At 59.4% G+C, this 25,897-nt stretch carries 16 protein-coding genes; 11 read left to right on the top strand and 5 right to left on the bottom strand.

Annotated features, from left to right (window positions below; translation table 11 throughout):
• Window positions 1–54 precede the first annotated feature (54 nt).
• Window positions 55–807: a hypothetical protein gene (locus TBK1r_RS25930; RefSeq protein ID WP_145217524.1), complete on the bottom strand. Its 753-nt coding sequence runs from the start codon at window positions 805–807 to the stop codon at window positions 55–57.
• Between the two features lie 355 nt (window positions 808–1,162).
• Between TBK1r_RS25930 and TBK1r_RS25925 the strand changes: the two genes are divergently transcribed.
• On the top strand, window positions 1,163–2,872 hold the full coding sequence (locus TBK1r_RS25925; RefSeq protein WP_419580133.1) for an IS1182 family transposase: 1,710 nt from the start codon (window positions 1,163–1,165) through the stop codon (window positions 2,870–2,872).
• Window positions 2,873–3,107: 235 nt separating this feature from the next.
• On the opposite strand, the gene TBK1r_RS25920 is transcribed toward TBK1r_RS25925, so the two are convergent.
• Together TBK1r_RS25920 and TBK1r_RS25915 are read right to left on the bottom strand one after the other, a co-directional pair.
• Window positions 3,108–4,502 carry an IS4 family transposase gene (locus TBK1r_RS25920; protein WP_145207138.1) on the bottom strand — a complete coding sequence of 465 codons (1,395 nt, stop codon included), beginning with the start codon at window positions 4,500–4,502 and terminating at the stop codon, window positions 3,108–3,110.
• Between the two features lie 958 nt (window positions 4,503–5,460).
• Entirely contained in the window at window positions 5,461–9,498 is a 4,038-nt protein-coding gene (locus TBK1r_RS25915; protein ID WP_419580400.1) for a DUF7133 domain-containing protein, read from the bottom strand.
• Window positions 9,499–9,674: 176 nt separating this feature from the next.
• Here TBK1r_RS25915 and asnS point away from each other — a divergent pair, with 176 nt between their 5' ends.
• Window positions 9,675–11,069: an asparagine--tRNA ligase gene (gene asnS / locus TBK1r_RS25905; protein ID WP_145217518.1), complete on the top strand. Its 1,395-nt coding sequence runs from the start codon at window positions 9,675–9,677 to the stop codon at window positions 11,067–11,069.
• Window positions 11,070–11,141: 72 nt separating this feature from the next.
• Here asnS and TBK1r_RS25900 read toward each other — a convergent pair whose 3' ends face one another.
• The gene (locus tag TBK1r_RS25900; RefSeq protein WP_145217515.1) at window positions 11,142–12,266 is read right to left on the bottom strand and encodes an acyl-CoA dehydrogenase family protein; all 1,125 of its coding nucleotides are present in this window, start codon (window positions 12,264–12,266) and stop codon (window positions 11,142–11,144) included.
• Between the two features lie 268 nt (window positions 12,267–12,534).
• Here TBK1r_RS25900 and glgP point away from each other — a divergent pair, with 268 nt between their 5' ends.
• The 5 genes from glgP to TBK1r_RS25880 all read left to right on the top strand — a co-directional run bounded on the left by glgP (window position 12,535) and on the right by TBK1r_RS25880 (window position 18,325).
• On the top strand, window positions 12,535–14,757 hold the full coding sequence (glgP, locus tag TBK1r_RS25895; protein WP_145217513.1) for an alpha-glucan family phosphorylase: 2,223 nt from the start codon (window positions 12,535–12,537) through the stop codon (window positions 14,755–14,757).
• A gap of 85 nt (window positions 14,758–14,842) precedes the next feature.
• Entirely contained in the window at window positions 14,843–15,973 is a 1,131-nt protein-coding gene (locus TBK1r_RS25890; RefSeq protein WP_145217511.1) for a glycerate kinase, read from the top strand.
• 222 nt (window positions 15,974–16,195) lie between these two features.
• Window positions 16,196–16,378: a hypothetical protein gene (locus TBK1r_RS25885; RefSeq protein ID WP_145217508.1), complete on the top strand. Its 183-nt coding sequence runs from the start codon at window positions 16,196–16,198 to the stop codon at window positions 16,376–16,378.
• A gap of 49 nt (window positions 16,379–16,427) precedes the next feature.
• Window positions 16,428–16,574, top strand: coding sequence for a hypothetical protein (locus TBK1r_RS39110; protein ID WP_419580399.1), 147 nt, complete (start codon window positions 16,428–16,430; stop codon window positions 16,572–16,574).
• Between the two features lie 485 nt (window positions 16,575–17,059).
• Complete coding sequence (locus tag TBK1r_RS25880; RefSeq protein ID WP_145217505.1) at window positions 17,060–18,325, top strand: DUF1559 domain-containing protein; 1,266 nt, start codon at window positions 17,060–17,062, stop codon at window positions 18,323–18,325.
• Between the two features lie 169 nt (window positions 18,326–18,494).
• On the opposite strand, the gene TBK1r_RS25875 is transcribed toward TBK1r_RS25880, so the two are convergent.
• Window positions 18,495–19,655, bottom strand: a complete 1,161-nt coding sequence (locus TBK1r_RS25875; RefSeq protein WP_419580398.1) for a multiheme c-type cytochrome — start codon at window positions 19,653–19,655, stop codon at window positions 18,495–18,497.
• Between the two features lie 158 nt (window positions 19,656–19,813).
• Between TBK1r_RS25875 and TBK1r_RS25870 the strand changes: the two genes are divergently transcribed.
• The 4 genes from TBK1r_RS25870 (at window position 19,814) to TBK1r_RS25855 (ending at window position 25,600) form a co-directional block, all read left to right on the top strand.
• A complete protein-coding gene (locus tag TBK1r_RS25870; protein ID WP_419581595.1) occupies window positions 19,814–21,271 on the top strand; it encodes a tetratricopeptide repeat protein in 1,458 nt (485 codons plus the stop codon).
• Window positions 21,272–21,457: 186 nt separating this feature from the next.
• Window positions 21,458–23,923, top strand: a complete 2,466-nt coding sequence (locus TBK1r_RS25865) for a polysaccharide biosynthesis tyrosine autokinase (protein ID WP_419580397.1) — start codon at window positions 21,458–21,460, stop codon at window positions 23,921–23,923.
• A gap of 204 nt (window positions 23,924–24,127) precedes the next feature.
• Window positions 24,128–24,847, top strand: coding sequence for a hypothetical protein (locus TBK1r_RS25860; RefSeq protein ID WP_145217496.1), 720 nt, complete (start codon window positions 24,128–24,130; stop codon window positions 24,845–24,847).
• Between the two features lie 165 nt (window positions 24,848–25,012).
• On the top strand, window positions 25,013–25,600 hold the full coding sequence (locus tag TBK1r_RS25855) for a hypothetical protein (protein ID WP_145217492.1): 588 nt from the start codon (window positions 25,013–25,015) through the stop codon (window positions 25,598–25,600).
• Window positions 25,601–25,897: the final 297 nt, after the last annotated feature.

The raw sequence follows: 25,897 nt of genomic DNA, 5'->3' as shown, positions 1-25,897 counted from the left end.
AGGCAATCAGACCGTTGCTTTCGATCGAGCAACCATCCGCAAATGGATTGCCGCTCAGTGCTTCGGTGGGAAGACGAAGTTTTTGAACGTTGCGGTCACGGGAATCGGCTCCTGGCGCCAAGGAACGCTCCAGTAGGGCTTTCCGTCCAAATGGGCCTGCAGGGCGTAAGAGGTCATGGGGGCCAACGCCACGTGCCATGTGGCGTCCGATGTCGCTGTCTGGTCGTCCTGGGGCGGACGTGCTTCGATGATCACGAACAATTCCGGGTCGGTGCCGTGGGCGAACACGAACACGGCGCCGTCGATCGTCGTCTGGTCCCGGTAGCGTGCGATCGGTGTCGTCATCAGCCGCAACCGGTCCTCGTCACCGCCTTCGAAATCATCGCTTGCCGAGAAGCGACGGACGAGTTGGCGCATTTGCAGCAGACGCGCCGGCTCAGTCGCCGCGGGCTTTGCCGCGGCGGGAATCGGCTTGAAACTGACGCCGGCCTCGGCGGGCGCCCACGCCGCACGGCCGTTGTATTCAAACCTCAACGGTCGTGTGGAAAGGGATTGGAATTCGTGCAACCAGACATCATCGGTTTGCGGAATGATAAAAATCTGCGCCGCAGCGACGGGGCGTTTTTCGTTGTCTTCCCAAACGAACAACCCGCCGTCAACGACGCCGCTGACCGGGTTGGTGAATCGCAGCACAGGCTTGCTGCGAAACGTCACGGGTTGTCGGCTCGATTTTTCTCCAACGGTCACCTGGTAAGACGAGCCCGTCTTCTGCATGTAAGCCAATCGTTCGTCCGCACTGTCGCTCACGCTCGCGATTCTTCCAGCGTCTGAAACCTGACTCCCCAGCAGTAACAGAACGAGCGTCGTTGCGGTTGCCATGCTTGCCCCCGAGTTCGAAAGACACAGAATTTGAAACCCACGCCACAATTAAGTCGGCATGTCTATAATGACGGATGCGGGTGGCGATGTCAATGATTTGACGTCCGTCGGGGGCATACCAGCGACGCTGGCACTGCTGGTGTTAGCGGAACGGCGCGAGCGGCCTGTCGGTTTAGTGTATCCACAAAACGAGGGGAGGTGGCTTAGTAGGCATCGTCACGATGTTTGCTATTCTTGGCGGATCGTCGTCGCGATTCACTTCTCACGCAGGGAGGCTTGCCCAGTGAGCCAGAGACAACCCAAGACCAGCTATTGGCAGGAAGCTCCTACACCACGCGGGCAACTGGTCCTCATTCCCACCGCCCTGGAGGAACTCATCCCTCAGGATCATCCCGTTCGCTTGGTCGACGAGATTCTCGATCAGATGGACTGGACTGATTGGGAGGCGGCCTACAACGGCGGATTCGGTCAGCCGCCGATCCATCCCAGCGTAATGGCAAAGATCCTGCTGTTTGCCATGATTCGGCGAATCCGATCCAGCCGGAACATTGAATACGAACTCAAGCATTCGATCGATTTTATCTGGCTTAGCAGCGGTCGCCGCATCGATCACAGCACGATCAGCGACTTCCGCCGAAACAATAGTGATGCAGTCAAAGGCATCTTCAAACAAATGGTCAAGCTGGCGATCAACCTGGGGATCGCCAATCTCTCGGAACTGTGCATCGACGGCACACGCATCCTGGCTGACGCCAACAAATACAAGACTTGGACGGCCAAACGATTAGCCAAAGCACTCGAAGAACTTGACGCGCAAATTGATGAGGCCCTGGAAACCTTCGAAGTCAACGACGCATGCGACGAAGATCTCATCGGCCAGGACGTTTCGGCGGACCGCCTCCCCGCCGCCGTCGCCAACTTGAAGTCACGCCGCTCACAACTGGCCGCTCATCTGGAGACGGTCAATGCGATGGACGAAGTCCGCAGGAAAAATGGGACGAAGGGCCCCGCCCAGTTACCCAAGACTGACACGGACAGTCGCATTCTTCCCAATAAGGAGGGTGGTTACGCAGCCAACTTTACTCCGATGGCGACGACCGAAACGCAGAGCGGCCTGATCGTTGCGGCGGACGTCTTGATCGGCAACGTCGAACACCACGAATTTGCCACCATCGTCGACTGTGTGGCCAACGACTTTGGAATTGACATTAAGCGAGTCATGGCTGACTCGGCTTACACGACGGGCAAAAACCTCACTGCGGCTGAGGAAAAACAGATCGAACTGATTGGCCCGCTTGCCGAAACCAATCGCGAGAACAACCCTGCCGAGCGTTCGGATTTGACTGAGCCCGTTGCCGCCGATCAGATTGATCAGTTGCCGGTTAATCCACAAACCAAACGATTTGACAAAGCAGCGTTTGTGTACGACGAAGCGAACGACTGCTATTACTGCCCGGCAGGCAAAGTGCTTTCACATCGGACGACCGAGAACACGACGCATGGCGACGGCTCTCCGGTGCAGCGAAAGGTTTACACCTGTTTTGAATGCGAGGGCTGCACGCTGGCTGGGCGTTGTCGCAAGAACGTGAAGCCAAAAGACGAGGCAAGCAGCAGCGAGGCATCGTCCCAGGAGTCCAGCGAAGCGACCTCGTCGGACAAGCGAGCGGGCAAGCGACGTGGTCGCAAGCCTGGCCCGCCACGTGGTCGCGAGACGATGCATGATGAGCATGAAGGAGCGCGACGTCGGCAGCGTGCGCGAATGGAAACGCCTGCAGCCAAAGAGGCTTACTCTCGTCGTCAGCATTTCGGTGAAACGCCTTTCGCCGTGATCAAGAGCACGCTTGATATGCGGCGATTCCTGCTTCGAGGTATCGCAGGTGTGAATCAAGAATGGCGCTGGGCGGCGACCGGATTCAATCTGAAGAAAATCATGAGTTACTTGGCGAAGCTGCGCGCCGCCGCGGCGACACAATCGCTCGGAACAGCAAACTAGGGGAGATAGGGGGCATTTCGAACGAAATCCGCCACAAGCGAACGCCACGATCCCGTCAACACGCTTACCAACGACTCTGGATGCCCCGCATAGCACCATAAAAGCCTCGTCCGGAACCAAAATCGAATCAACCGTCCCCAGGAACTAAATCGACAGGCCGCGAGCCGTCCGGTGTCGGCGTTGGAAACGCGTTGACGGACCGGAGGGCTCGCGCCCAATGCCACCTACTTTGTGGTCATTCGGGTGGTATATCATCGGGCTGCTGTTTTTTTCTTCGAAGTGACTTCTGGAATTTCGTTGTCTTTTGGCGCCGCGGGTGGGCTATGCGTGGGTAGCTGCGAGGCAATTTTCGATTGGGAAGTTTGCGGCCCGCTGCGCTCACCAAAGCGCCGTGATAAGCCAGCCTCCATTCCTCCAGGGTCGTAAGCTTTTCACGTAGCAGATGATGCTTGAACGTCGTCCAAACTCCCGTGAAGCTGAGCTCGCGAGGGTCAACTCGAATCAATTTCGCTGCTTGTTTGCGTAGCTGAGCGACAAGATTATAAGCGATGATCGATCCCATTAGCTCCTTCATCACCGTGTCGACACTCTTGGCGCGAATGTTTTCTGTGTCCATCGTCACTTTGACATCGCGGATATCGAACTCCACATCGTAGCGACGAACGTACAGGGCAGCGGCCGAGTGAGCGTCCGTCTCAAGGCTCGTCACGATCTCCAGCGTGTCTCCATTTTCAAGTTCAATTTGGTGGAGAAAGACTTCGATAGACGTGTCTTTACTAAGATCGAGATTGGTTCGGCGGTCCTTCGGTGTCGGCCGCCAAATCAAGTGAAACGTCTTGTACCCGTCCCCTTGGTCGACCAACGTAGCCGACTTGCGGTACGACCTGAATCGCTGTTTGGTCAGCCGCAGCACGAAGTCTTGATGATGTAATTGGCAGTGGTGGGCGACATTAAAAATCCCAAAACCGCTATCAGCCAGAACGATCGAGCGTTTCGGGAGTCGTTCAATAATCGGCTTGGCTTGCTCAAGTTCACTTTTGTTGTCCGCTCCGTACATCGGATCGACTTGCGGCAACAACGCGCACCCGGTCTGCATTTCATTTGCGACCAGCAATCTCGCAATAGGCCAAACCGTCTCTCCGTGTTGGTTGGACGCCGGCGGGAACGCTTTCTGAAGTGCTTCGGTCGGAGGAAGCGTGATCGTCGTCCCATCGATAATGAATACACGTCGATCGAGAAAGGCTTTGGGAGCGCGGGAAGCAAGGTGATCGCAGATTCGATGGGAAAACTCTTCCACGACAGCGAGCGGAATCCTTTTTCTGGCGGCGTTGTAGGCCGAATTGTTTTCGGAAAGGCGATTCTCTTGAACCCTTCGATTGTCAGGCAAAATATCCGTATGATTTTTGAGCAAATCTGCGACGGCATCGGTTAGTGAGATGCCTCCTTCGAGCCGTTGTAAAACGAGTAGCCAGAGGGTCGGGGCCTGCGTATAGACCATCCGCGCGTTGGCACAATCGTGATCTTCAAAGACCCGTTGTAGTTTGGGTAATTCAAGAAGCTCAGCCAGCAACGCTTTGGCTTTGCCAAAGCGAGACTCTTCATCGGCACCGAGTGTCGTCGGGTCGACCATGGCGATTCCCAGTCAGAAAGGCAGTAAGTGTAAACTTACCTGCCAGGCGCAAAAATCGTGCCAAAACCGGGTTTTTGGGACCGCGCCACCCGATAGGGTCCAGAATAGGTGGCATTGGGCTCGCGCCCTGCGGCTAACAACTGCTTCACAGCGTTGCCTGCTGGTGTTAGCGGAACGGCGCGAGCCATCCGGTGTCGGCGTTGGAAACGCGCTGACGGACCGGAGGGCTCGCGCCCTGCGGCTAACAACTGCTTCACAGCGTTGCCCGCTGGTGTTAGCGGAACGGCGCGAGCCGTCCGGTGTCGGCGTTGAAACCGTGCTGACGGACCGGAGGGCTCGCGCCCTGCCGCTAACAACTGCTTCACAGCGTTGCCTGCTGGTGTTAGCGGAACGGCGCGAGCCGTCCGGTTTTGGCGTTGAAAACGCGCTGACGGACCGGAGGGCTCGCGCCCTGCCGCTAACAACTGCTTCACAGCGTTGCCTGCTGGTGTTAGCGGAACGGCGCGAGCCGTCCGGTTTTGGCGTTGAAAACGCACTGACGGACCGGAGGGCTCGCGCCCTACCGCTAACAACTGCTTCACAGCGTTGCCTGCTGGCGTTAGCGGAACGGCGCGAGCCGTCCGGTTTTGGCGTTGAAAACGCGCTGACGGACCGGAGGGCTCGCGCCCTGCGGCTAACAGCTGCTTCGCAGCGTTGCCTGCTGGTGTTAGCGGAACGGCGCGAGCCGTCCGGTGTCGGCGTCAAAACGCACTGACGGACCGGAGGGCTCGCGCCCTGCGGCTAACAACTGCTTCGCAGCGTTGCCTGCTGGTGTTAGCGGAACGGCGCGAGCCGTCCGGTTTCGGCGTTGGAAACGCGCTGACGGACCGGAGGGCTCGCGCCCTACCGCTAACAACTGCTTCGCAGCATTGCCCGTCGGGGTCGCGTCTCGTGGGTCACCCGATCTCCCCGAGTTCCGTTACGGGCGGGTGGCGATTTCGGCCGAGGGGACGACTCCCAGGTAGGCCATCATGTCGCTGATCTCCTGCAGCGTCAGCTCATCGATCAGCCCGCTGGGCATGATGCTGCTGGTGCTCGGCAGGATTTGGTCCACTTCCGACGCTTCGATCATCGCGGTGTTGTTCCTGGCGTCACGAACCACCAGCGTGCCATCGGATTGTTCGCTGACCATGCCGACAAAGATTTTGCCGTCCAAGGTCAGGACTTTCTTGCTGGCGTATTGGTCGCTGACGACGTGAGCCGGGTAGAGGATCGATTCGACGATTTCCCGTTTGGTGAATCGCCGTGCGATGCCCGACAGACTCGGGCCGATCGATTCGCCGTAGTTGCCGAAGCGGTGGCATTGGGCACAGCTGGCTTTGGTGTACGCCGCTTTGCCCGCGGCGGGGTTTCCGACGCGACCCTTGTCGCTATCGAGATACGTGACCAATTGCTCAAAGTCCCAGCGTGATTCATCGGCCTTGGGCAAGACAGCCGGCGGACGATCGGGGTAGACACTGGCGTACCATTTTTGCCACGGACGCATGGATTGTTTTCCGCCGGCCGGGCGTTCCATCCCGGTCCAGTGTTCGAGCAGCTGTTCAATTTTTTCAAACGGCCGCTCGTCTGCTTCGGCGCGGACACCGAGCAAGATCAGGTGACGCAGCGCCATCGGGTCATCGGTCGCGACGTCGACTTTTTGCAGCGCGCCGACGACTTCTTCACCGGCTTCGTCGTCCAGGATGTTCAGACTGCGGACCAGGTAGTCCCAGTTTTCGCCTTCGGGGTGGACCGCCAAGGCCATCGAGATGACGGCACGGCGTTGTGGTTCATCGCGCCAAAGTTCACGCAAGTACTCTTGGGCTTCGGGCTCTTCGGACGAAGCCAGCAAGGCGACGATGCCGGTCCGCAGGCGTCGCTGGACGTCGCGTCCGTTTTGGTCATCGCGGATCTTTTTGTCCAGCGACATCAAGGTTTCGGTCGTGAGCGCATCGATCGGTTGTTTGACCTTGTAGATCGCCGCCAAGGCCGCATTCTGCCAAACGTGTCCCTGTTCCAAGATGGCTTGCAAGTCATCGGCGGACAGCGTGGATGCAAAGTCACGGGTGACGTTGGTCATGTACATCGGCAGCGAGCCGGCGGTCGATCGGTTGGCCGCTTTTTCAAAGAACTTGAGGATCGCGAAGCGTTGTTTCGCGTTCCATCCGTCGGACATCGATTGCAAGCACATCGCCACCAGGGTGCGCGTCTCGTGCGGCGCGTCGGATTCCAGGTACTCGATCGCGCGATCGGCCAAGGATTCGGAACTGAGGTAGGTGGCCAGCCGAATGACTTCGTGATTGATTCTCGGTTCGCCCGCAGGAAACTCCTCGGCAATCTGTGCGTCCAGCGGGGCGACCTTTGCGGGATCCAGGCCGCTGCGATGCAGCGTCACCTGACAGAGCCGCAGGACATCGATGAAGTCGGCATCGCTGAGGAAGCCGGTCATCATTTCGCTGCAGCGTTCCAAGACCGCCAAGGCTGTTTTTTCACTGTGGTCGACATCGACCAAGGCGAGCATGCCGACGATGGCAACGCGTGTCTGGTCGGTGCCGAGCACTTCGTCGCGGAAGGTTTCGGCGGGCATTCGTTCGAGCAGCTTGCGGCCGACGAACGCCAGCGTCCGGTCACCGCTTGCGATCACCTCATACAGGCCGTCGACATTCTCGGGTGTGATGTTGCCTCGCAGCATCGCTTCACATGCAGCCCGTCGGACTGCCGGCGCGTCGTCTACCAAAAGTTCTGCCAGGCGTTTTTCACCGCGCGGCCCCGGGGCTCGGCCCAGCATCAGCGCGGACTTCGCACGCACGAGTTCGCTTTCGGCTTGACTGAGTTCCAGCAACAGGTCTTCGCTGGGGATGGGGCCGAACAGTTGCATCAGCGTCATCGCTCGGACACGGTAGTCCGGAGGGTTGTCATCGCTGTAGGCGACACCGGCGACCAGTTGGTTCCAGCTGTCACCGAGTTCGCTTTTGATCGAGGCGATCTTTTGACGCGTCCATGCCGATTCGACTTGCGGTTGGCGGATGGCGGCGGCGATTCCCGTCCCGAGTTTGTTCATCCGGTCGGGCACCTCGCCCTTGTAGATGACGCGGTAGACGCCACCGGCGGTCGACCGGCCTCCGGTACAGAAATACAACCCGCCGTCGGGGCCGACTTCCAAGTCAGTGACGTTCAGCGGTTGGCCTTGCAGGAAGACTTCGCTGTCGGCCACAAAGCTCGCCCCACGTGGTTTCAGACGAACATTCAGGATGCGTCCTTCGCTCCAGTCGGCCAGGAACAGTGTGTTTTGGTAACGGACGGGAAACGCGTAGTGTTCGTAGCAGACGCCTCCGGTCGGGCTGCCGCGTCCGGTGTCGAGCATGTCGGGCAGGCGGTCGTAATAGTACTCGGGCCATTTCGCCCAACCGGTGCGCCAGCCAAACTCACCCGCTTCGGTGACATCGAAGACGGCGTTGGGACGATACCATGCGGTGTCGACGTCGGCTTCCATGTCGGCATCGTGCACGAACATGGCACCGCCGGAGTGAAAGACGATGTCGTAGGGGTTTCGCAGTCCGCCAGCGACGCGTTCAATGACGCTGCCGTCGATGTTGGTTCGAACGATGGTTCCGCCGGGCGCCTTGATGCCTTGGCCGTGACCGGCGGGGTCTTCGTAACGCGGCAGCAAGTCGCCTTCGTAGGCATCGCGATAGGTTTGTCCGTCGCCGATTTCGCCGACCGCTTGCACGTGGCTGCCCAGTGCGACATAGATCATGCCGTCGGGACCCAATCGTAAACCGTGCGGACCGTGTTCACCGGGACGTGCCGGGCGACCGGCCGCGTCGACGAATTTGACGATCGCTTCAACCTTCTCCAGCGTTCCGTTGCGATCGCTGTCGGACAACTTGTACAACGCCGGGCCTTCGGGGCCATCGCCGGTGACAAACACTTGGCCGTTGAGTGCCAGAATGCCCTGGCATGATTTCACTTTGTCGCAATACGTGCGAACCGTTTCGGGGACACCGTCGTCGTTGTCATCATAGGCCAGCAGCAGCGGCCCGTTTTCTTTGGAGATCAACAGGTGGCCGAATTCGTTGAAGGTCATCGCGATCACCGATCCGATCTTGTCGTCGGACAGAATGCGTTGGACGCCGAAGCCTTTTTGGATTTGAAACCGTTCCCGCTGTTGGGGCGTGGGTGCGGCCGGAGGGGGCGTTTGGTTCGGTTGGTTTGGCCCGGCCAGTCCACCGGACGCCATGATCGATCGGCCGGTGCTGGCGGCGACCGGTGCCGGTGGAGTCGGAGGCGCGGATGGGGCGGGTTTGGATGATGCGGCAACGGAGCGTTCGGGTTCGGTTTCGACGCGATCCCACGGGGCGGTGTCGCCGAGCGGTCCGAAGGCCGCCGCCGATCCCCACAAGCGATCGTTGAAGACGACGGTTTCCCACAGCTCGCTGTCGTCGGTGCTGGTTTTCCAGGAGGCGTCGGAGCTAAAGGTGAACCACTTGTCGCTATTTTCCGGCCGGACCGAAACGCGAGCGGCAAGTGCGGCGGTGTCGCCGCGACGATTACGGACTTTCACCGCGACGATGTTGCGTCCGACCTCGAAATACTCGCTGACGTCATACTCGTCGACGGTCCGAGACGATTGGCCCGTGCCGATCGCGTGCCCGTTGACGAACAATTCATACTGGTCGTCCGCAGCGATCTCGATCCGGGCTTCGGCGGGCACCCGCAGGTTGATCGGTTTGCGGAAAAAACACTGCGCGCCCAACGCGATCGGCTGTTCCGCCGTCGTGCCGTGCGCCCAGATCCATTCCGCCTCGTCGGCACGGAGGTCGCCGGAACCGGCCAGGACCATCGACGCGATCAAGGGAATCAGCGCGGCGAAGGTGATGCCCGTGCCTTGCCGACGAAGACCCGTGCGTCGCCGACGAAGAAGTGAATGACGTGAATTCGAAACACGAGTTCGATTTTCGTTCCAACTGCCGTCCATGGCGCAATCATCTTGTGGAGGGGTGTGCGACAAAATACTTTGGCAACATAGGTGGGGCGGGGAAATCGATGCAAGATCGATTCCCACATTGCCATCGACTCGATGGGCCGGTAGTGTTCCCCAGCCGCTTTCCTCCACCCCGTCACGACTCCATCCCCTAGAAGAAGTGCGCCGCAATGAGTGATTGGATTCCCGTCAAACAAGCTCGTCTTGCCGAGTCGGCCGGCCGTCCCTGTGAGATCCGCGGCTGGATTCGGACACGCCGTGATAGCAAAGGCGGTTTCAGCTTCATCGAAATCAACGATGGATCTTCGCTGGGCAACCTGCAGGTCGTCGCACCGGGTGAACTGGACAACTACGCCAGCGAAATCCAAAAGTTGACCGCCGGCTGCAGCGTCGTCGTTCGCGGCGAATTGCAAGCCTCCCCGGCCAAGGGGCAAGCCACGGAACTGCACGCCAGCGCCGTCCGCGTCCTCGGCTGGGCTGACCCGGAAACGTATCCGCTGCAGAAAAAACGGCACTCCTTCGAAAAACTGCGTGAATGGGCACACCTGCGTACTCGCACCAACACGCTCGGCGCGGTGATGCGAGTCCGCGACCAGATCTGTCAATCGATTCACCGCTTCTTTCACGAAAACGGATTCCTGTACGTCAACACGCCGATCATCACCGCCAGCGACTGTGAGGGTGCCGGAGAGATGTTCCGCGTCACCACACTGGACTTGGAACGATTGGCCAAGTCCGGCGGGCCGGTCGATTTTTCTTTCGATTTCTTCGACAAGCCGACCTTCCTGACCGTCAGCGGGCAACTCGAAGGCGAAACCTATGCGACCTCGCTGGGACGGATCTACACCTTCGGCCCGACCTTTCGCGCCGAAAACAGCAACACGAGTCGGCATCTGGCGGAGTTCTGGATGGTCGAACCCGAAGCGGCGTTCTTTGACTTGGCCGACAACATGCAACTCGCCGAACAGTTTCTCAAGCAGGTGTTCTCCGAATGCTTGCAGTGTTGCGGGGAAGACATGGAGTTCTTTGATCAACGGATCGAGAAGGGAAAAATTGACCAGATCCGCGGCGTGATCGACCAACCGTTCCAACACATGACGTACACCGAAGCGATCAAGGTGTTGGAATCGTCGGGGCAGAAGTTCGACTACGAGATCGCCTGGGGCAGTGACCTGCAAGCCGAACATGAACGCTACTTGACCGAGAAGCACGTCGGCGGCCCGTTGATTCTGACCGACTACCCCGCAACGATCAAACCGTTCTACATGCGCGTCAGTGAGGATGAAAAAACAGTCGCCGCGATGGATGTGCTGGTGCCGGGCGTGGGCGAAATCATCGGGGGCAGCCAACGCGAAGAACGCTTGGACATGCTCCGCAAACGCATGGCTGAACAATCACTCAGCGAAGACGACTATTGGTGGTACCTTGACCTGAGGAAGTATGGAACGGTCCCGCACGCCGGATTCGGCCTGGGGCTGGAACGCGCCGTTCAATACGTCACCGGGATGGCAAACATCCGTGACGTGATCCCGTTTCCCAGGACGCCGGGGAGTGCGGAGTTTTGAGACAAGGAGACGAGGAGACAAGGAGAGGACGTGCGGTGGTCCGGCTGCCGCTTCTATTATTCTGCCTTTTCTTTAGTCCAATCCAGCTAATTCGCAGAGGTGTGCGTCGGCGACCGGTTGGGGGCAGCTCCAGACGAGAAAGAACAATGCCTGCTGGCACCAGCGACCGACCGGATGATCGATCATCATTCCGGCTCCTTTGGCGGTCGTCATGGCGGCATTGGTCGTCCGCTGGACCAAGCCGTTGGCCAGTGTCCGGATGGCTGCTGAATCCTGACCGCTGTCTCCTCCCGCGGCTGCTCGAATCGTTTGGTGCAGCCGTTGGTGTTCGTCATTGAATCGGTCCACGATCGGGATCAGGTTGCCACGCCGGCTGGATTCCTCACGCAGATACTCCAGCGCCGCGTAGGACAAACCGAGTGCGAGTGCGGAGGTCTGCAGTCCGCCGGCCCCGGTCGGGGCGGATCCGTTCGGTTTGGCCGGAGTCAAAACGTTTTGACGAGGACCTGAAAGCACTCGCCCCTCGGGGACAAAGACATCGTGCAGCTCGATCGCATCGGTGCAGCTGGCCGACATGGCGACCATTTCTGCGCCGCGGCCGCGTTGGACGCCTTCGTCCGACGGATGGATCAGGACCAGGATCTGCGTCGCGTCCTCGCATGTCGCGCCGACGACGACGTACCCGACCGCGGGCGCTCCGGTGACCCAGGGAATGGTGCCCGACAGGCGATAGCCCGATTCGCCGCTTTGCTCGGCCGCAGTCGCGACGACGGCGGGGCGTCCCAAGTGCAAGCGGCTGGTCGTCAAATGACTGATGCCCACCGACGCGATCGTCGTGCCATCGATCAGCGTCGGTAGCACGGATTCTTGTAAGACGCTGGCAGCGTTGCCGCCAGCGGCCAGCCGATCCGACGCCGCGATCCGTTTGATCGCGCCGACATGCTGAGTGATCACAAAGGTGGTCAACAAGTCCGCCCGGGCCAGACCAATCAGCGTCTCGATTTGATCGACCGCAGTCCAAATCGGCTGGTCGGTCCACGTCGGAGAGATCCCGCTAAGGCCGCCAAAGATGCCGTGCTGGCCGCATCGCAACAGCGAGTCCGCAGGCCAATCACTCGTCGTCCGCCATCTGGAAGCCTGCGAGGCGAGTGTTTCCAACAAAGACTCGAAGTCGGCGCTTGTGGTGGAATGACGCATGTCGGGAGTGTTGCAAAAGGAGCCAGGGGCCGAGATTGCCTGGACGGAGATCGTTAGGTTGGACGTTTTGCGGCGAGTTGGCAAGGTTGTAGGGGAAAACCAAACCGTTTGACGACACCCCAGTCCGGAAACTTTGGAAGATTGCCCGCCCCTGCGACGACCGTTGCTTGATTCGTGGGGGCAAGTGGTCGACAACAGAGTCCTGAGCCCTTCAGGAACGTTCGCTAAGTGCGACACTGACTTCTCTACATTGTGCGACGGGAACGCTATGAGCCAAACCGAATTGCCGCCCACCAAAAATATCTCGTCTAGCCCTGCGGCGGGGACGTCGGATTTCGTGAGCGAACTCAGTCATGCAGACGACTTGTATGGCAAGCTCTGGACGCTTGCTAACAACCTTTGGTGGAGCTGGCATCCGGAATGCGACGCGATCTTTCGTGACGTCGATCCGATTCGCTGGCGACAACTCGGACACAACCCGGTGGCCTTGTTGCGTGAGATGACGCCGGAGCGACTGGCCGACCGCGCCGGCGAGTTGGTGCTCCACAGCCGCATCAATTACGCCTACCGTCGCCTGCAAGAGTACCTCAATTCCTCTCAAACCTGGGCGTCGACCAACGCCGGTGTGTTGGGGGCCAAGCCGGTCGCTTATTTTTCGGCCGAGTTTGGGATTCACGAATCGATTCCGATCTACAGCGGCGGGTTGGGCGTGTTGGCGGGCGACCATATTAAAAGTGCTTCGGGTTTGGGCGTCCCGTTGGTCGGCGTCGGGCTGTATTACAGCCAAGGCTATTTTCGCCAGTACTTGGACGAAGACGGTTTCCAAGGTGAAGATTACCTGGAAACGAAGATCGAAAATCTGCCGATCCAAGCGGCGTTGGATTCAGACGGCCAACCGTTGACGGTGGCGATCGACACCCGCGACGGACAACTGCTGGCCAAAGTCTGGCTGATGCATGTCGGACGAGTGCGTTTGTATCTGCTCGATTGCAACGTCGATGGAAACAAGCCGGAAGACCGCGAATTGACCAGCCGCTTGTACGGTGGCGATGAACGCACGCGAATTCGTCAGGAACTGGTCTTGGGCGTGGGCGGCGTCAAGGCGTTGGCCGCACTCGGGATCGACCCCGGCGTCTATCATCTCAACGAAGGACACTCCGCGTTCGGCTCCTTGCAAGTGGTCAAACAGTTGATGGACAACGACGGGATGACGTTCGAAGACGCCGTTCAGTTGTCGGCCCGCGCCACCTGCTTCACCACGCACACTCCCGTTCCCGCCGGACATGACCGTTTCCCGCCCGCCTTGGTCGAAGAACACTTGGGGCCGCTCCGCGATTCCCTCGGCATCAGCCAAAAACAATTGCTCGCCCTGGGCCGTGTCGATCCCGACAACGACAACGAATCGTTTTGCATGACGGTGATCGGGTTCAAGATGAGCCGATGCGCCAACGCGGTCAGTAGTCTGCATGGCGTCGTCTCGCGCCGCATGTGGCAATCGATGTGGCCCGACCGCGCCGAGAATGAAGTGCCGATCGGACACATCACCAACGGCGTGCACGTGGCCAGTTGGTTAGCCGTTCAAATGCAGACGTTGTACGACAAGCACTTCCACACCGACTGGAAGCACCGGCTGCAGGAACCCGATGCCTGGCAAGCGATCCACGACGTCGACCCCGGCGAACTGTGGGAAACGCACAATTCACTCAAACACAACTTGGTTTCGTTCGTGCGACGTCGCTTCAGCCGACAATGCCGACGGCGTGGCGAAAGTGACAGCGTGGTCGAAGCGGCGCGACACATCCTGGACCCGCGGATCTTGACGATCGGGTTTGGCCGCCGATTCGCGACCTATAAACGTGCCAATCTGTTGTTCAGCGACATCGATCGGATCGCCGAACTGCTCGGCAACAGCGACCGTCCGGTACAGTTGATTTACGCGGGGAAGGCCCACCCGAAAGATGAACCCGGCAAGAAATTCATTCAAGAGATCGCCAACCTGCGGCATGATCCCCGTTTCGCCGGTCGCGTCGCCTTCGTCGAAGACTACGACATCAACGTCTGCCGTCATCTGATTCAAGGCGTCGACGTGTGGTTGAACAACCCCCGTCGCCCGTTGGAAGCGAGCGGGACGAGCGGCCAGAAAGTCGTGCTCAACGGCGGTCTCAATTGCAGCATCCTGGACGGCTGGTGGGGCGAAGCCTTCAACGGATCCAACGGATTCGCCATCGGCAACGGCCGCTCACACGTCAGTGACGAAATCACTGATCAACGCGATGGCGAAGCCCTCTACAAAACGCTGGAAGAACAAGTGATCCCGTGTTTCTACACGCGTGACAGTGATGGGCTGCCGAAGTTCTGGATCAAACGCATGATGAACAGCATCAGCACACTGGCGTGGCGATTCAGCAGCCATCGCATGGTGGCCGATTACACCGCGAAATCCTACGTCTGGGCCGCCGGTGGTGTGACGTGTGAAATGCGGTATCGGTGAGGCTGTTAGCGATTAGCTGTTAGCGATTAGCGATTAGCAACTTGAAATTTGAAACTTGTTATCCGTCTCCGCCGCGTGGGCTCCAATGAATGTCTTGATCATCCCCGATAAGTTCAAAGGTTCGCTGACGGGAACCGAAGTCATCGAAGCGATCGAGACGGGGCTGCGGCGGTTCGACTCGGGGATCCAGATCCATTCGATCACGGCGTCCGATGGTGGCGACGGGTTTCTCGATGCGATTCGCAAGAGCGATGCGTCCGTCGAAGCGATCGGTTGCCAAACGACCGATCCACTCGGTCGTCCGATCCAGGCGGACTATGGGTTTGACGCGAGTCGCGGCACGGCATACATCGAAATGGCTCGGGCATCGGGGATGGAACTGCTGGCGGCCGAAGAACGCGAGCCCTCGCGGACATCGACGCTGGGAACCGGCACGCTGATCGCCGACGCCTTGCGCCGCGGTGCCAAAACGCTTTACATCGGATTGGGCGGTAGCGCAACCAATGATGGCGGCATCGGAATCGCCGAGGCCCTCGGCTACCGATTTCTCGATGCCGATGGTGCGACGCTGCCGTCGACCGGCGGGGCGCTGGAGCAAATCGCTTCGATCGATGCGTCCGGTGTGCTGCCTGAACTCTCGTCGGCTCGCGTTTTCGCGATCAACGATGTCGCCAACCCTCTGCTGGGTCCTGAAGGAGCGGCTGCTGTCTACGGGCCGCAAAAAGGTGCCGACCAAACGATGATCGTGCGACTCGATCGCGGCCTGGATCGACTGCAGCAAACCGTCCAACGAGAGTTGCAATTGGACGTCGCCGACGTTCCGGGAGCCGGCGCTGCCGGAGGGACCGGGTACGGATTGAAGGCGTTTTTGCACGCCGAGTTCCTCTCGGGGATCGAGTTTGTGCTCTCGCTGACCGGGGTGGAATCTTTGTTGTCCGGCGGCACCATCGACTGGATCGTCACCGGCGAAGGCAAGATCGATGATCAAACCGCCTACGGGAAACTGGTTCGCGGGGTTGCCGACGTCGGAGAAAAGTATCACGTGCCGGTCGCGGCGCTGTGTGGCGTGTTGGCGCTTGAGAATGCATCGGTCGAGGACCTGGGGCTGACCCGAGTGCGACAGATTCACGACCCGGGCCGATCGGTGGGCGAAACGATCCGTCAAGCCAAGACGTTGCTGATCGATGCCGCGGAGCAATTGCTGAAGGCGGGCTGACGATACCGAAACGGGGCGACAACGCTTCGGGCCAGACTGAACCTGTCCGGTTGCCGCGACTGAAAAAAAATCGTCCCGGTCGGATCGGCACGCTGCTCGCGTTGCGGCCGGCGGTGAGTTATGGTGAGTGCAAACGCGGCTGACGCAGACGGCATCTGTTCAAGGATGCCCCACTGCCCAGCACGCGCGTTCTGACTCATTTTATTCTGAAAGGTTTAACCGATGAAAAAGTTTGCTTGGTTGTGGATGGCTGCTTTGTGTTTCACGACGCTTTCGCTGACCGGTTGCGGTGGCAGCGGCGAAACTCAAGTGATTGAAGCTCCTCCCGTTGAAGAGGAAGACCCAGCGATGGCGGGAATGACCGAGGAAGAATATAACGCTGAAATGGAAAAATCGATGCAGTGATTCTGGGCTGGATGTCGCTGCCAAACGGCGACGTCGCTCTGAATCGTTGATGATGAACCGCGGCGGCGCCGGTGGGCCGATGCTGCCGCGTCCGCGTTTCGTTGCCGCGGCGAAACGACGCAGCGGATCGCTTTCCGAAAACGGCGCCCAGGCATTCACGCCGGTGCCGTCCCGAGCGAGAGACCCATACCGCTAGGTCAAGACCAGCGAAGCGGCCGTTCGCGTCGGCGCGAACCGGCTGATTTCCATGGATGATCAGCCGTTTGGCGCGAGCCTATGGGCCTTGCCCTGGTCTACAACAGGCCCTCTAAAACAGGCATTCACCGCTACCACACGACGAGGTTTCGGGCGAACGGCCGCACGCCTTGTCCTGGCGTCGATTGTGGCATGCCATGATCGCGTCGTCTCGTTCGCTACGCTCATTCGGGACGAAGGGCGGGAATCGACGGGGCCTGACGCGTCCTCTCTTGGCACTGCACCCATGTGTAGCCGCTGCGTCGGCCGAGCCGTTCCCCATTGTCGACCACACAGATGTGATGGAGAGGGGCAGTTTGATGGCCCCCTCCATTATTCCGGGGGGCTGGTTTCGCCGAAAACGAGATTTTTCTTGCTAACGGGAAGGATTTCTTTGTTAGGCTGGCGCCATCGCTTTTCTTATCCCCTTATCCAAAGGAACGGTCTATGAATCAACGATTCAGAAGGACTTCAGGGTTCACGCTTGTCGAACTCCTCGTCGTCATCGCCATTATCGGTATTCTTGTCGGATTGCTGTTACCCGCAGTCCAAGCCGCCCGTGAAGCAGCTCGTCGGATGAGCTGCAGTAACAATTTCAAGCAAATCGGAATTGCGGTCCACAACTATCATTCGGCCTTCAAGCAGTTACCCGTGCATGGCGGCGGAACGGGAATCGGTTTGCAAAACAATCGCTGGTGGCGGACGGGTAACGATGCCAACCACGAGTGCTTGAGCGCCTTGGTCCCGCTGACGGCGTTCTTCGAGCAGCAGGGAATTTGGGCGGAAGTTTCCAACCCCAGCACCAAGACGGTCACCGGCGCGGCGCCTCCCGGCACCACCGGATTGACCAACCCGCAGCGTTGGCCTGCGATGGGGCCCAACCCTCGCAACTTTTCCCGAAACCCAGGGTACATCCCGTGGTCGACGGAGATTCCGACGCTGCGTTGCCCCAGCGACCCCGGCACTGGGCTGCCCGCACTGGGACGGACCAACTATGCGGTCTGCATGGGCGACTCGCCGAGTCCTTGGCACCACGCGTTGAAGCGTGGAGATCTGACGCCGAATGGGGCCGGTGGAGTCCGGAACTTTAATTCCGTCAGCCGGGGTGCGTTCATGATTCGCAGGGCGGCGAAGTTCCGTGACATCCTGGACGGCTTGTCCAACACCATCGCGATGGGCGAAATCAAAACGGACCTGGGTGACCGTGACATTCGAACCGCGGCGTCCTGGAACCGTCGTGGCGGAAACCAGGTCAACAACAATCCGTCCTTGTGTGCGGACAACAACGAGATCGATCCGGATCGTCCCAAGTTTTGGTGCAACGGTGGTGCGGACTGCAACAATCCCGAAGTGCTGAGCCAAAACAACCACGAAGCTCGTGGTGCCGCTTGGGCGAACTTCCGTGCCCACTGCACGCAGGTGTTCACGGTGTTGCCACCGAACCGAGAGGTTTGTGTCGGACAGTGGATCGATGGTCCCGGAACGATGCCGCCGAGCAGCAACCACCAAGGCGGAGCTCACATCTTGATGGTCGATGGTGCCGTGGTCTTCATGACCGATTCGGTCGAAGCGGGTGACTCTCACGCCGGTGCAGTGCGACGCAACGCAGGCGGCGGACCAAGAAGCCCCGGTCAAGTCAGCCCTTATGGCTTGTGGGGCGCGTTGGGAACCAAAGCCTCCGGCGAAACGATCCAAGAGCAACTCAACCAGTAAGCGGCTTCGCGTTCGCTTCGAATTCAATCGCATCCTCGCCCATCAAACATGGGCGAGGATTTTTTTTTGCCGCGCCGATGTGCAGGGTTCAGCCGCGCGTCTTGCTGCTTCGCAGCGCGTGGGGATGCGCCTGAAGGCTGGACACCAACGTGCGGCCGGTGTGCAGGCTTTACCCGCCCGCTTGGCTGCTTCGCAGCGTGGGTTCATGCACTCGAATGTAGTGGTCGTGGAACTGCAGCCCCTCGTCCAGTTCGACGGCCGGCATGTGACATTCGATGCAGCCGGTTGTTGGTGAAACCGGACAGGCGACATGCTCGGCGACTTCAGGCTGGTGGCAAGTGATACAGTGTTGCTCGTGCTCGGATCGCTCGATGGCGTGGATGGTTTGATGTGGGTTGTGACAGGTCGTGCATTTCAGCTGGCGATCGGATTCCAGATAACAGCGACTGCGCAACAGTCCGACCGGCTGAAACCGCGCCAACAGTTTCGGGTAGTCTCGGATCTCCTTTTCGGAGATGCTGCGTGGCAATCGGTGACAATCTCCGCAGAGCTGAAATTCCGACTCGGTGTCCCAACTCGGTTCGCCGACCGAATAGGGTGGCGGCGAGGTGGGGTTCAATCGCGCCGCCCGCACATGCTCGCTGCCCGGGCCATGACACTTCTCGCAATTGATACTCGAGACCAGGTCGACGATCGTTTCACCGACAATCTTCGCACTCGTCGTGTGGCAGTAGATGCACCGCTGCAGTGGTTCGCCCCGCGATGAATCGCCAAAGTACTCCAACGCATCGTGGGGGGTTTTGTTCGCGTGTCCCGGCGTCAGAGCGAGACGTCCATCGGAATAACAGGTCACACGGTGTTCGATCCCCTCGGTTTGGCCGTCGACCGCCGTGGTCAACGTTAGCATCGTTTGGGCATGGTGTCCCGAGCCCAGCGCGTACTGCAGCGGAAAACGATCCTGTTCAAACCGCTCCGGTAGCGAGACCGAGAGTCTGCCTTCTCCCTCGGCATGATAGTGGTACGTCCCGTACGGCTCGCCTGCGTCGAACGACTGGCCGTCAAACGTCTCGGCAAGATCGGTTTGCGAAACCAGATGAAACGTTGATGCATGACCATGCTGGGCATGCAAAGCGAAATTCTCGGCATGGCATTCGCGACAGACCTGACGACCGACGAGCGTGGGGGCGGATGACGCCTTGCCCGTCGAATCATCCGCGGCAACGGTCATCCGAGCGTCGACGTCCGCGAGATCCTGTGGTCCGCGAAACGCCGCAAACGCGATTAGAATCAAGCAAACGCCCGCGCTGGGAAGGATCAGTCCACGATTCACCCGTCTCACTCCCAAGGGGCACCAATGGTTTGTCACGGCCAACGTTCATCCGCCGAGTCGACGACGAACTTCCCAATTGTGCCGCAAGGCGATTCGACCGACAATCAATGAAACGCCAGAAAGCAAGTATACCAGCGCAGGGGAACAGTCGATTGAAAGTGCGACCTCACCAGAGCATCGTTGTTTCCGCGTGCCTCGTCCTGTCGGTTGCCGTGTGGAGCGGTTGTGACAAAAAGCAGGCGTCACCCACGCCGTCGCAGGCAGCTCCCACCGACGCGGCGAATCCGAGCGCGGCGAATCCGAGCGGGGCGGAAACGGCACCTGCGGACAGGGCACCTGCGGACAGGGCACCTGCGGACAATGCACCTGCGGACAATGCACCCGCACCGTCGAATCAGGCGACGCCGACACCTGCCGAGTCGATCGCGGCAGCGGACCAGCCCTCCGCGCCGGATCCCGCAACACTTCACCGCCAAGCGATGCTGGCGTTGCAAGCCGGACAGGATGAACAGGCATTCCATTTGGCGCGGCAGGCCATGCGGCTGGCCCCCGATGACCCGCAAGTCGTTTTTCTGATGGCGCTGGTCTTGGGCAATCGCAAGCGTTTTCCGGAGGCCATCATGATGCTCGACGAATTGGCGACGACGACTCCCGATGTTCGGCTGCCCGTGTTGGGGCAGACGGCGGAATGGATGGTCCGCTTCGGGCAGTACTCCCAAGCCGAACAACGCTATCGAAAGTTGCTGGACCAGGTACCCGATGCCGCCCTGGTGCACCGTAACTTGTCACGGTTGATGCTGCGGCAAGGGCGACGCATCGAAGCCGCCGAGCACCTGAGCCGGCTCTGTTCTCTCGGCGACATCATGGAAGACGAACTCCGGGCGCTGCTCTCCATCTCGCACCCCTTCCCCGGTGATGTGACCAAGGACAGCTTTGATCCCATCGGAACGTTGGGCAAGGCGCGGGTGGAGGTGAGCCGCGATCAATGGGCATCGGTTCGATCGCGTCTGGAAGCATCTCAAGTTCGCAGCGCCGAAGAAGACGCTTTGCTGGGACGTGCCTATGCCCAACTCGACGACGGCGAGGCGCTGGGGAACTGGATCGCCGGCAGCACCGACGCGGTTGATCGATACCCCGACGCCTGGCTGGCCAGAGGCGTCGCGGCGGCGCTTCAGGGCGAGCACGCCGCAGCCGTCAAAGCGCTTGGCGAATGTGTGATTCGCGATCCAACCGATCCTCACGCTTATGCGTTGATGAGCCAGTCGCTGCGTGAGTTAGGGGCGGTCGACGAAGCGGAGGCGACCAGCCGCAGGGCCGAGACGATCCGGAAAACCACCACGATCGGCGCCGCGATGGCATCGGAGGAGACCCGCGATGCCGCAGGGTTGTCGCAGCTGGCCGAACTGCTGCAACAACTCCATCGTCCCCTGGAAGCGCTGGGCTGGCGTGGGATTCAACTCGCCTACGCCGGCGAAGCGGGGGCCATCGCCCCGGCCGACGCACAGCGAATCTTAGGCGAAATCGCACAAGAACGCAGGCAATGGCTGAAAGCCGACCGCGGACAGGCGACGCGGACGTTTGTGCTCTGCGATGTCGATGTGGATGCGTTGGACTGATCAACGGCCGACGAGGGAAGTCCGCCATCAATTGGGCGGCTCGAACGTCGTCGTTTTGACTAATTCCGCCCTAGAGTCAACCAGATCATCACCCCTGCTCCGCTCCCGCCTCGCTGCCTCTAGCCTCCGCCACCCTCCATGTTGGAACCACAGCCTCCACACGTTCATTCTGACACCGGTCATGCGATGGAACGTGATGGTGGACGATTACAGGGGGAGGCGATCGGAACGGTCTTGTGGCGTTACAAATGGCTGATCGCAATCTTGCTGCCGATCGGAACGCTATTGGGATATTGGGTCAACCGGCAGAAAACGGTGACCTATCGTGCCACGACCCGGCTGATGTTCAAGACCGATACACCGTTGACGCTCGACACGTCCACCGGTCTCGTCCGCGGCGGAATCCCCAGCGGCAATCTGATGCAATCGCTGATCAGTTCCGATGCGATCGCCGGGCGGGTCCATCTAAACGAACAGCTGCGGTCGATTCCGGCCTTGCGGGAACTGACCAACGATCAATTCATCGCCATGGTGCGGGGCGGGATTCAATTTCAAACGATCACAGATCTGAAGGACTCTCGCGACCGTTTGATCGCAGCGGTCCATTTTGACGGACACGATCCAGAGGTTTGCGTCGCCGCCGTCAACGCGGTCAGCGATTCGATCCGCTCCCATTTCCAAGAAGAACGTGAGTTGCGGGTCAATGAATTTGAGCAATTGGTCAGCCAAGCTCAAGAAAAACTCTTGCCGCAACAGGCTGAATTGGAAGAAGCCTACAAGACGTTTCGAGAAGGCGCCCCGTTGGAATGGGATCCCAATGGCCAGGTCGTCAATCCTCACCGTCACCGTCAGTTTCAACTGCAATCCTTTCGCGATCAACTGGAGCAGAAGCAGCGTCAGCTCGACGGTGAATTGCGATTCGCAGAGAGCATGCGAAGCCGTCACAAGAATCCGCTGATGGTGGCGATGATCATCGGCCAACTCAGTGATGTCTTCGAAGACTCGCGTTTGATGCTCAATGGGAAATCAACCGACCGTCTGGCAACGGACGATCTGGAGATGCAAAAGATCGAGGTCGAAAAGAAGCTTGTTCCGCTGGTGATCCGGCGGGAACAATTGGAGATGGCGTACGGTCGATCGCACCCCGAAGTCAAATCGATCGTGACGCAGATCGAAAGTTCCCAAAGCAAATTGAACGAGTTGATCGCCCAGGTCGACCGACGCCGCAAAGAACTGAGCGAGCAGAGCCAACAGATCGCTGAGGCAAACGGATCGACCCAAGCCCAGGTGGTGCGTGCCGGTGAAGCGGTCGACGCCTACATTCGCGGATTGAGCGAACGTTTGCGTGTCGCCAACGAAGACCTCGCCGAAGTCGATCGGAAAATTGATGCCGAAAAACTGGCCGCCGATGAGCTGAAAAAATTTGAAGACACCGACGCCTCGTTCCGTCGACGCATCGCCAGTCTGCAAGGCATGTTGATCCAATTGGAACAGCAATTGGCCGCCCTGGAATTGATCGACATCAACGGCGGGATCCTTGTCGAACCGCTGTTGGCGACCGGCAAAGCCCACCGGACCGGTCCCGATTTGAAGAAAGATTTGGCCGTGTTCGCCATGCTGGGTCTCGGATTGAGCGGACTGTTGGCGCTGCTGTTTGAAGCCGGCGCGAAGACCTTTCGCAGCGCCGAAGCGATTCAACACGAATTGCAGGCCCCAGTGCTGACGCACATTCCCGTTGACGGGGGACGCAGCCCTAAACGAAAGCAAATGCCCACCAACTCGATTGCGCGATTGGATCCCAAGCTGGCGGTGATCCATCGGCCACATTCACCGGCGGCAGAAGCGGTGCGCGCCGTCCGGACGGCGATGCTATTGGATCGTCGACAAACCGACAGCAAGGTGTTTCAGATCACCAGCCCCTTGCCGGGTGACGGAAAAAGTACGCTGGCAGCCAACGTCGGTTGCTCGATCGCCCAGTCGGGAAAACGCACCCTGCTGATCGACTTGGATCTGCGAAGCCCGAGACTTTCGCTGCGTTTTAATTTGGAGACCAAGATCGGCTTGGCAAACGTGCTCAACGGTGAATTGAGCGCCGCCCAGGCGGTCCATCAAACGCCGATCGAGAACCTTGACATCCTGCCCTGCGGTCCGCTGCCGGCCAACCCCGCCGAGGCGCTGACGTTGGCCGAACTGGCTGACGTCTTCCAATGGGCGCGGGCCAACTACGACTTTATCATCGTCGATACGCCTCCCCTGCTGATGGTCAGCGATCCCACGATCGTGACCACCTATGTTGATGCCGCGATCTTGGTGATGCGGATCCAACGTCGTTGCAAACCGAACGCGAAAGAAGCCGTCGCGATGCTGCGTTGGACCGGATCACGGGTGATGGGCGTGGTCATCAACAAGTTCACCGCGCCCCACTCCACCGCGTCTTACCAGAGCAGTGCTAGCGGAAGCTACCAGTCGATCGGCTACGGCTACGGCGACCGGTATCGCCGCCGTTATCAACGCGAGGTCAACGCCCAGGATACCTACATCGTGACCGGCACAAAGAACCTGGAACGGGTCGACCTGGTCACCGCGAGCGAGGCCACTCGGCCGGGGAAACCGCACCTGCAGCAAACCGATTCGAAATCGCAGTCGCATTGACGCTGCCATCACGATCGGAATCGCCCGGTTCAGAAAAGCTCTTAAAGCGTGCGGTTTCGCCCAACGCGGCACAGGCTTTGCTTACCTGAGTGCGATCACGGACAGCAGGCGTTGCTGTCGCGCGACGTATCGGATCGAACGTGCAACTTCGACGACGTTTGACCGGTACACCATCGCATCCAATTGTTGCAGAGGAGCTAAACAATGACGTTTTCCGACGAGAGCTACAACCTAAGAATTGAACTGGACACCAAAGGCTGCGAATTGTCGGCCGACCAGATCGAAGACATGGAACTCGATCTCCACACGTTGCGCAACCTGGTGGCGGACTTCCCTGTGTCAGATCTGCACATCACGGTCGTCCATCATCAAAAAGCGCGTGACTACCACGTCAAAACCAGTCTAGGGCTCTCCGGGAAAATGCTGTTCACCGGCGAACGTCACCACAAGGTGCATCCGGCGTTCGAAAGCTGTATCCGAAAACTGACCAAGAAGGTTCGCGCCTACAAACGCCAGATGCGGGTCGGCGAGGAGGCCGAGAAACTCGCCGCGGGCACCCGACATGATGTCGCCCCCCTGGGCGAAATCAATGTCGAGGCCATCGTCCAAGCCGTAGGCGATGACGATTACCAGCAGTTTCGCCATGAAATGGATGTCTTCGAGTCCTCGCTGGCCTCGCGGATCAGCCATTGGATCGAACGCTACCCCGAAATCGGCTCGCGGTTGGAGCACCCCTTTCAAGTGTCCGACATCGTCGAAGAAGTCTTCCTCAATGCCTTCGATTGCTTCGCCGAACGGTCCCATGACATTCCCCCCGGGCAGTGGCTGGAAAGCTTGATCGATCCGTCCGTGCAAGCGTTGCTGCAATCGCCCGACGAAGAATATGAGAGAATCCAATTCGCAAAAATGGCGATGACGGATTGAATGGGAATGACGGGACGTGCGTCATCGCACGTTGTTGTCGTTGGCCGAAACGAAAGCGTGCCCTCGGGCACGCTTTGATTGCTTGTTCCCAGGCACCGTCTGGGCACGAGTCGTTCGAGTGATCTGATCCGTGCTCGATTCCCCCTAACCAGCAGTCCGACGCGGATGAGTCATCCCCTCGAAAAGCTGATCGCCGAGATCCAAACACTCGAGCGCAGCGTGGCGGAGAAAATCCACCATTCGGCGGGTGAACCTCCCGACCAGCGGCAACGTGAAAACGTGGTCTTCGACGCGGATCTCCGCCGTCGCCATCGCGCCTTCGCAACCTCCCTTTGGCGTTACCTGCTCGGTTCGACGGTGATGACGGTGCTCATCGCGCCGGTGATCTATGCGTTGTTGATCCCGATCGCGATGCTGGATCTATTCGTGACGGTCTACCAGTGGCTTTGCTTTCCGGTCTATCGGATTCCCGGCGTCTACCGACACGAATACGTGGTCATCGATCGGTACCAGTTGGCCTATCTCAATGGGATCGAAAAACTGAACTGCGTGTACTGCGGTTACTCCAACGGCGTGCTGGCCTATGCCCGGGAAATCGCTTCCCGGACCGAACAGTACTGGTGCCCGATCAAGCATGCGCGGCGGGCGAAGGGCTGCCATACGCGGCAGTGTCTGTATTGCCAATTCGGTGACGCGGAAGGGTACCGCCGCGAGCTGGACAGGATTCGAAAGCGGTTTTCGGACCTCCAGTGACTCGGGACGTCGACCAACTACCCGATTCCCGAAGGGCAACGCTGTGAAGCATTGCTTCCCAGCGTTTGACGAGTTGTTAGCGGCAGGGCGCAAGCCCTCCGGTCGCTGATCGGTCCCGAAACACCGGAGGGCTCGCGCCCTACCGCTAAAAATGCTTCCCTGCGTTTGACGAGTTGTTAGCGGCAGGGCGCAAGCCCTCCGGTCGCTGATCGTTGCCGAAACACCGGAGGGCTTGCGCCCTACCGCTAAAAATGCTTCACAGCGTTGCCCGAAGGGGCTGCATGGGATGGAGTACAA

The organism is Stieleria magnilauensis (genome assembly GCA_007753675.1).
Lineage (GTDB): Bacteria > Planctomycetota > Planctomycetia > Pirellulales > Pirellulaceae > Stieleria > Stieleria magnilauensis.
This window is presented reverse-complemented; position numbering and strand designations above follow the sequence as displayed.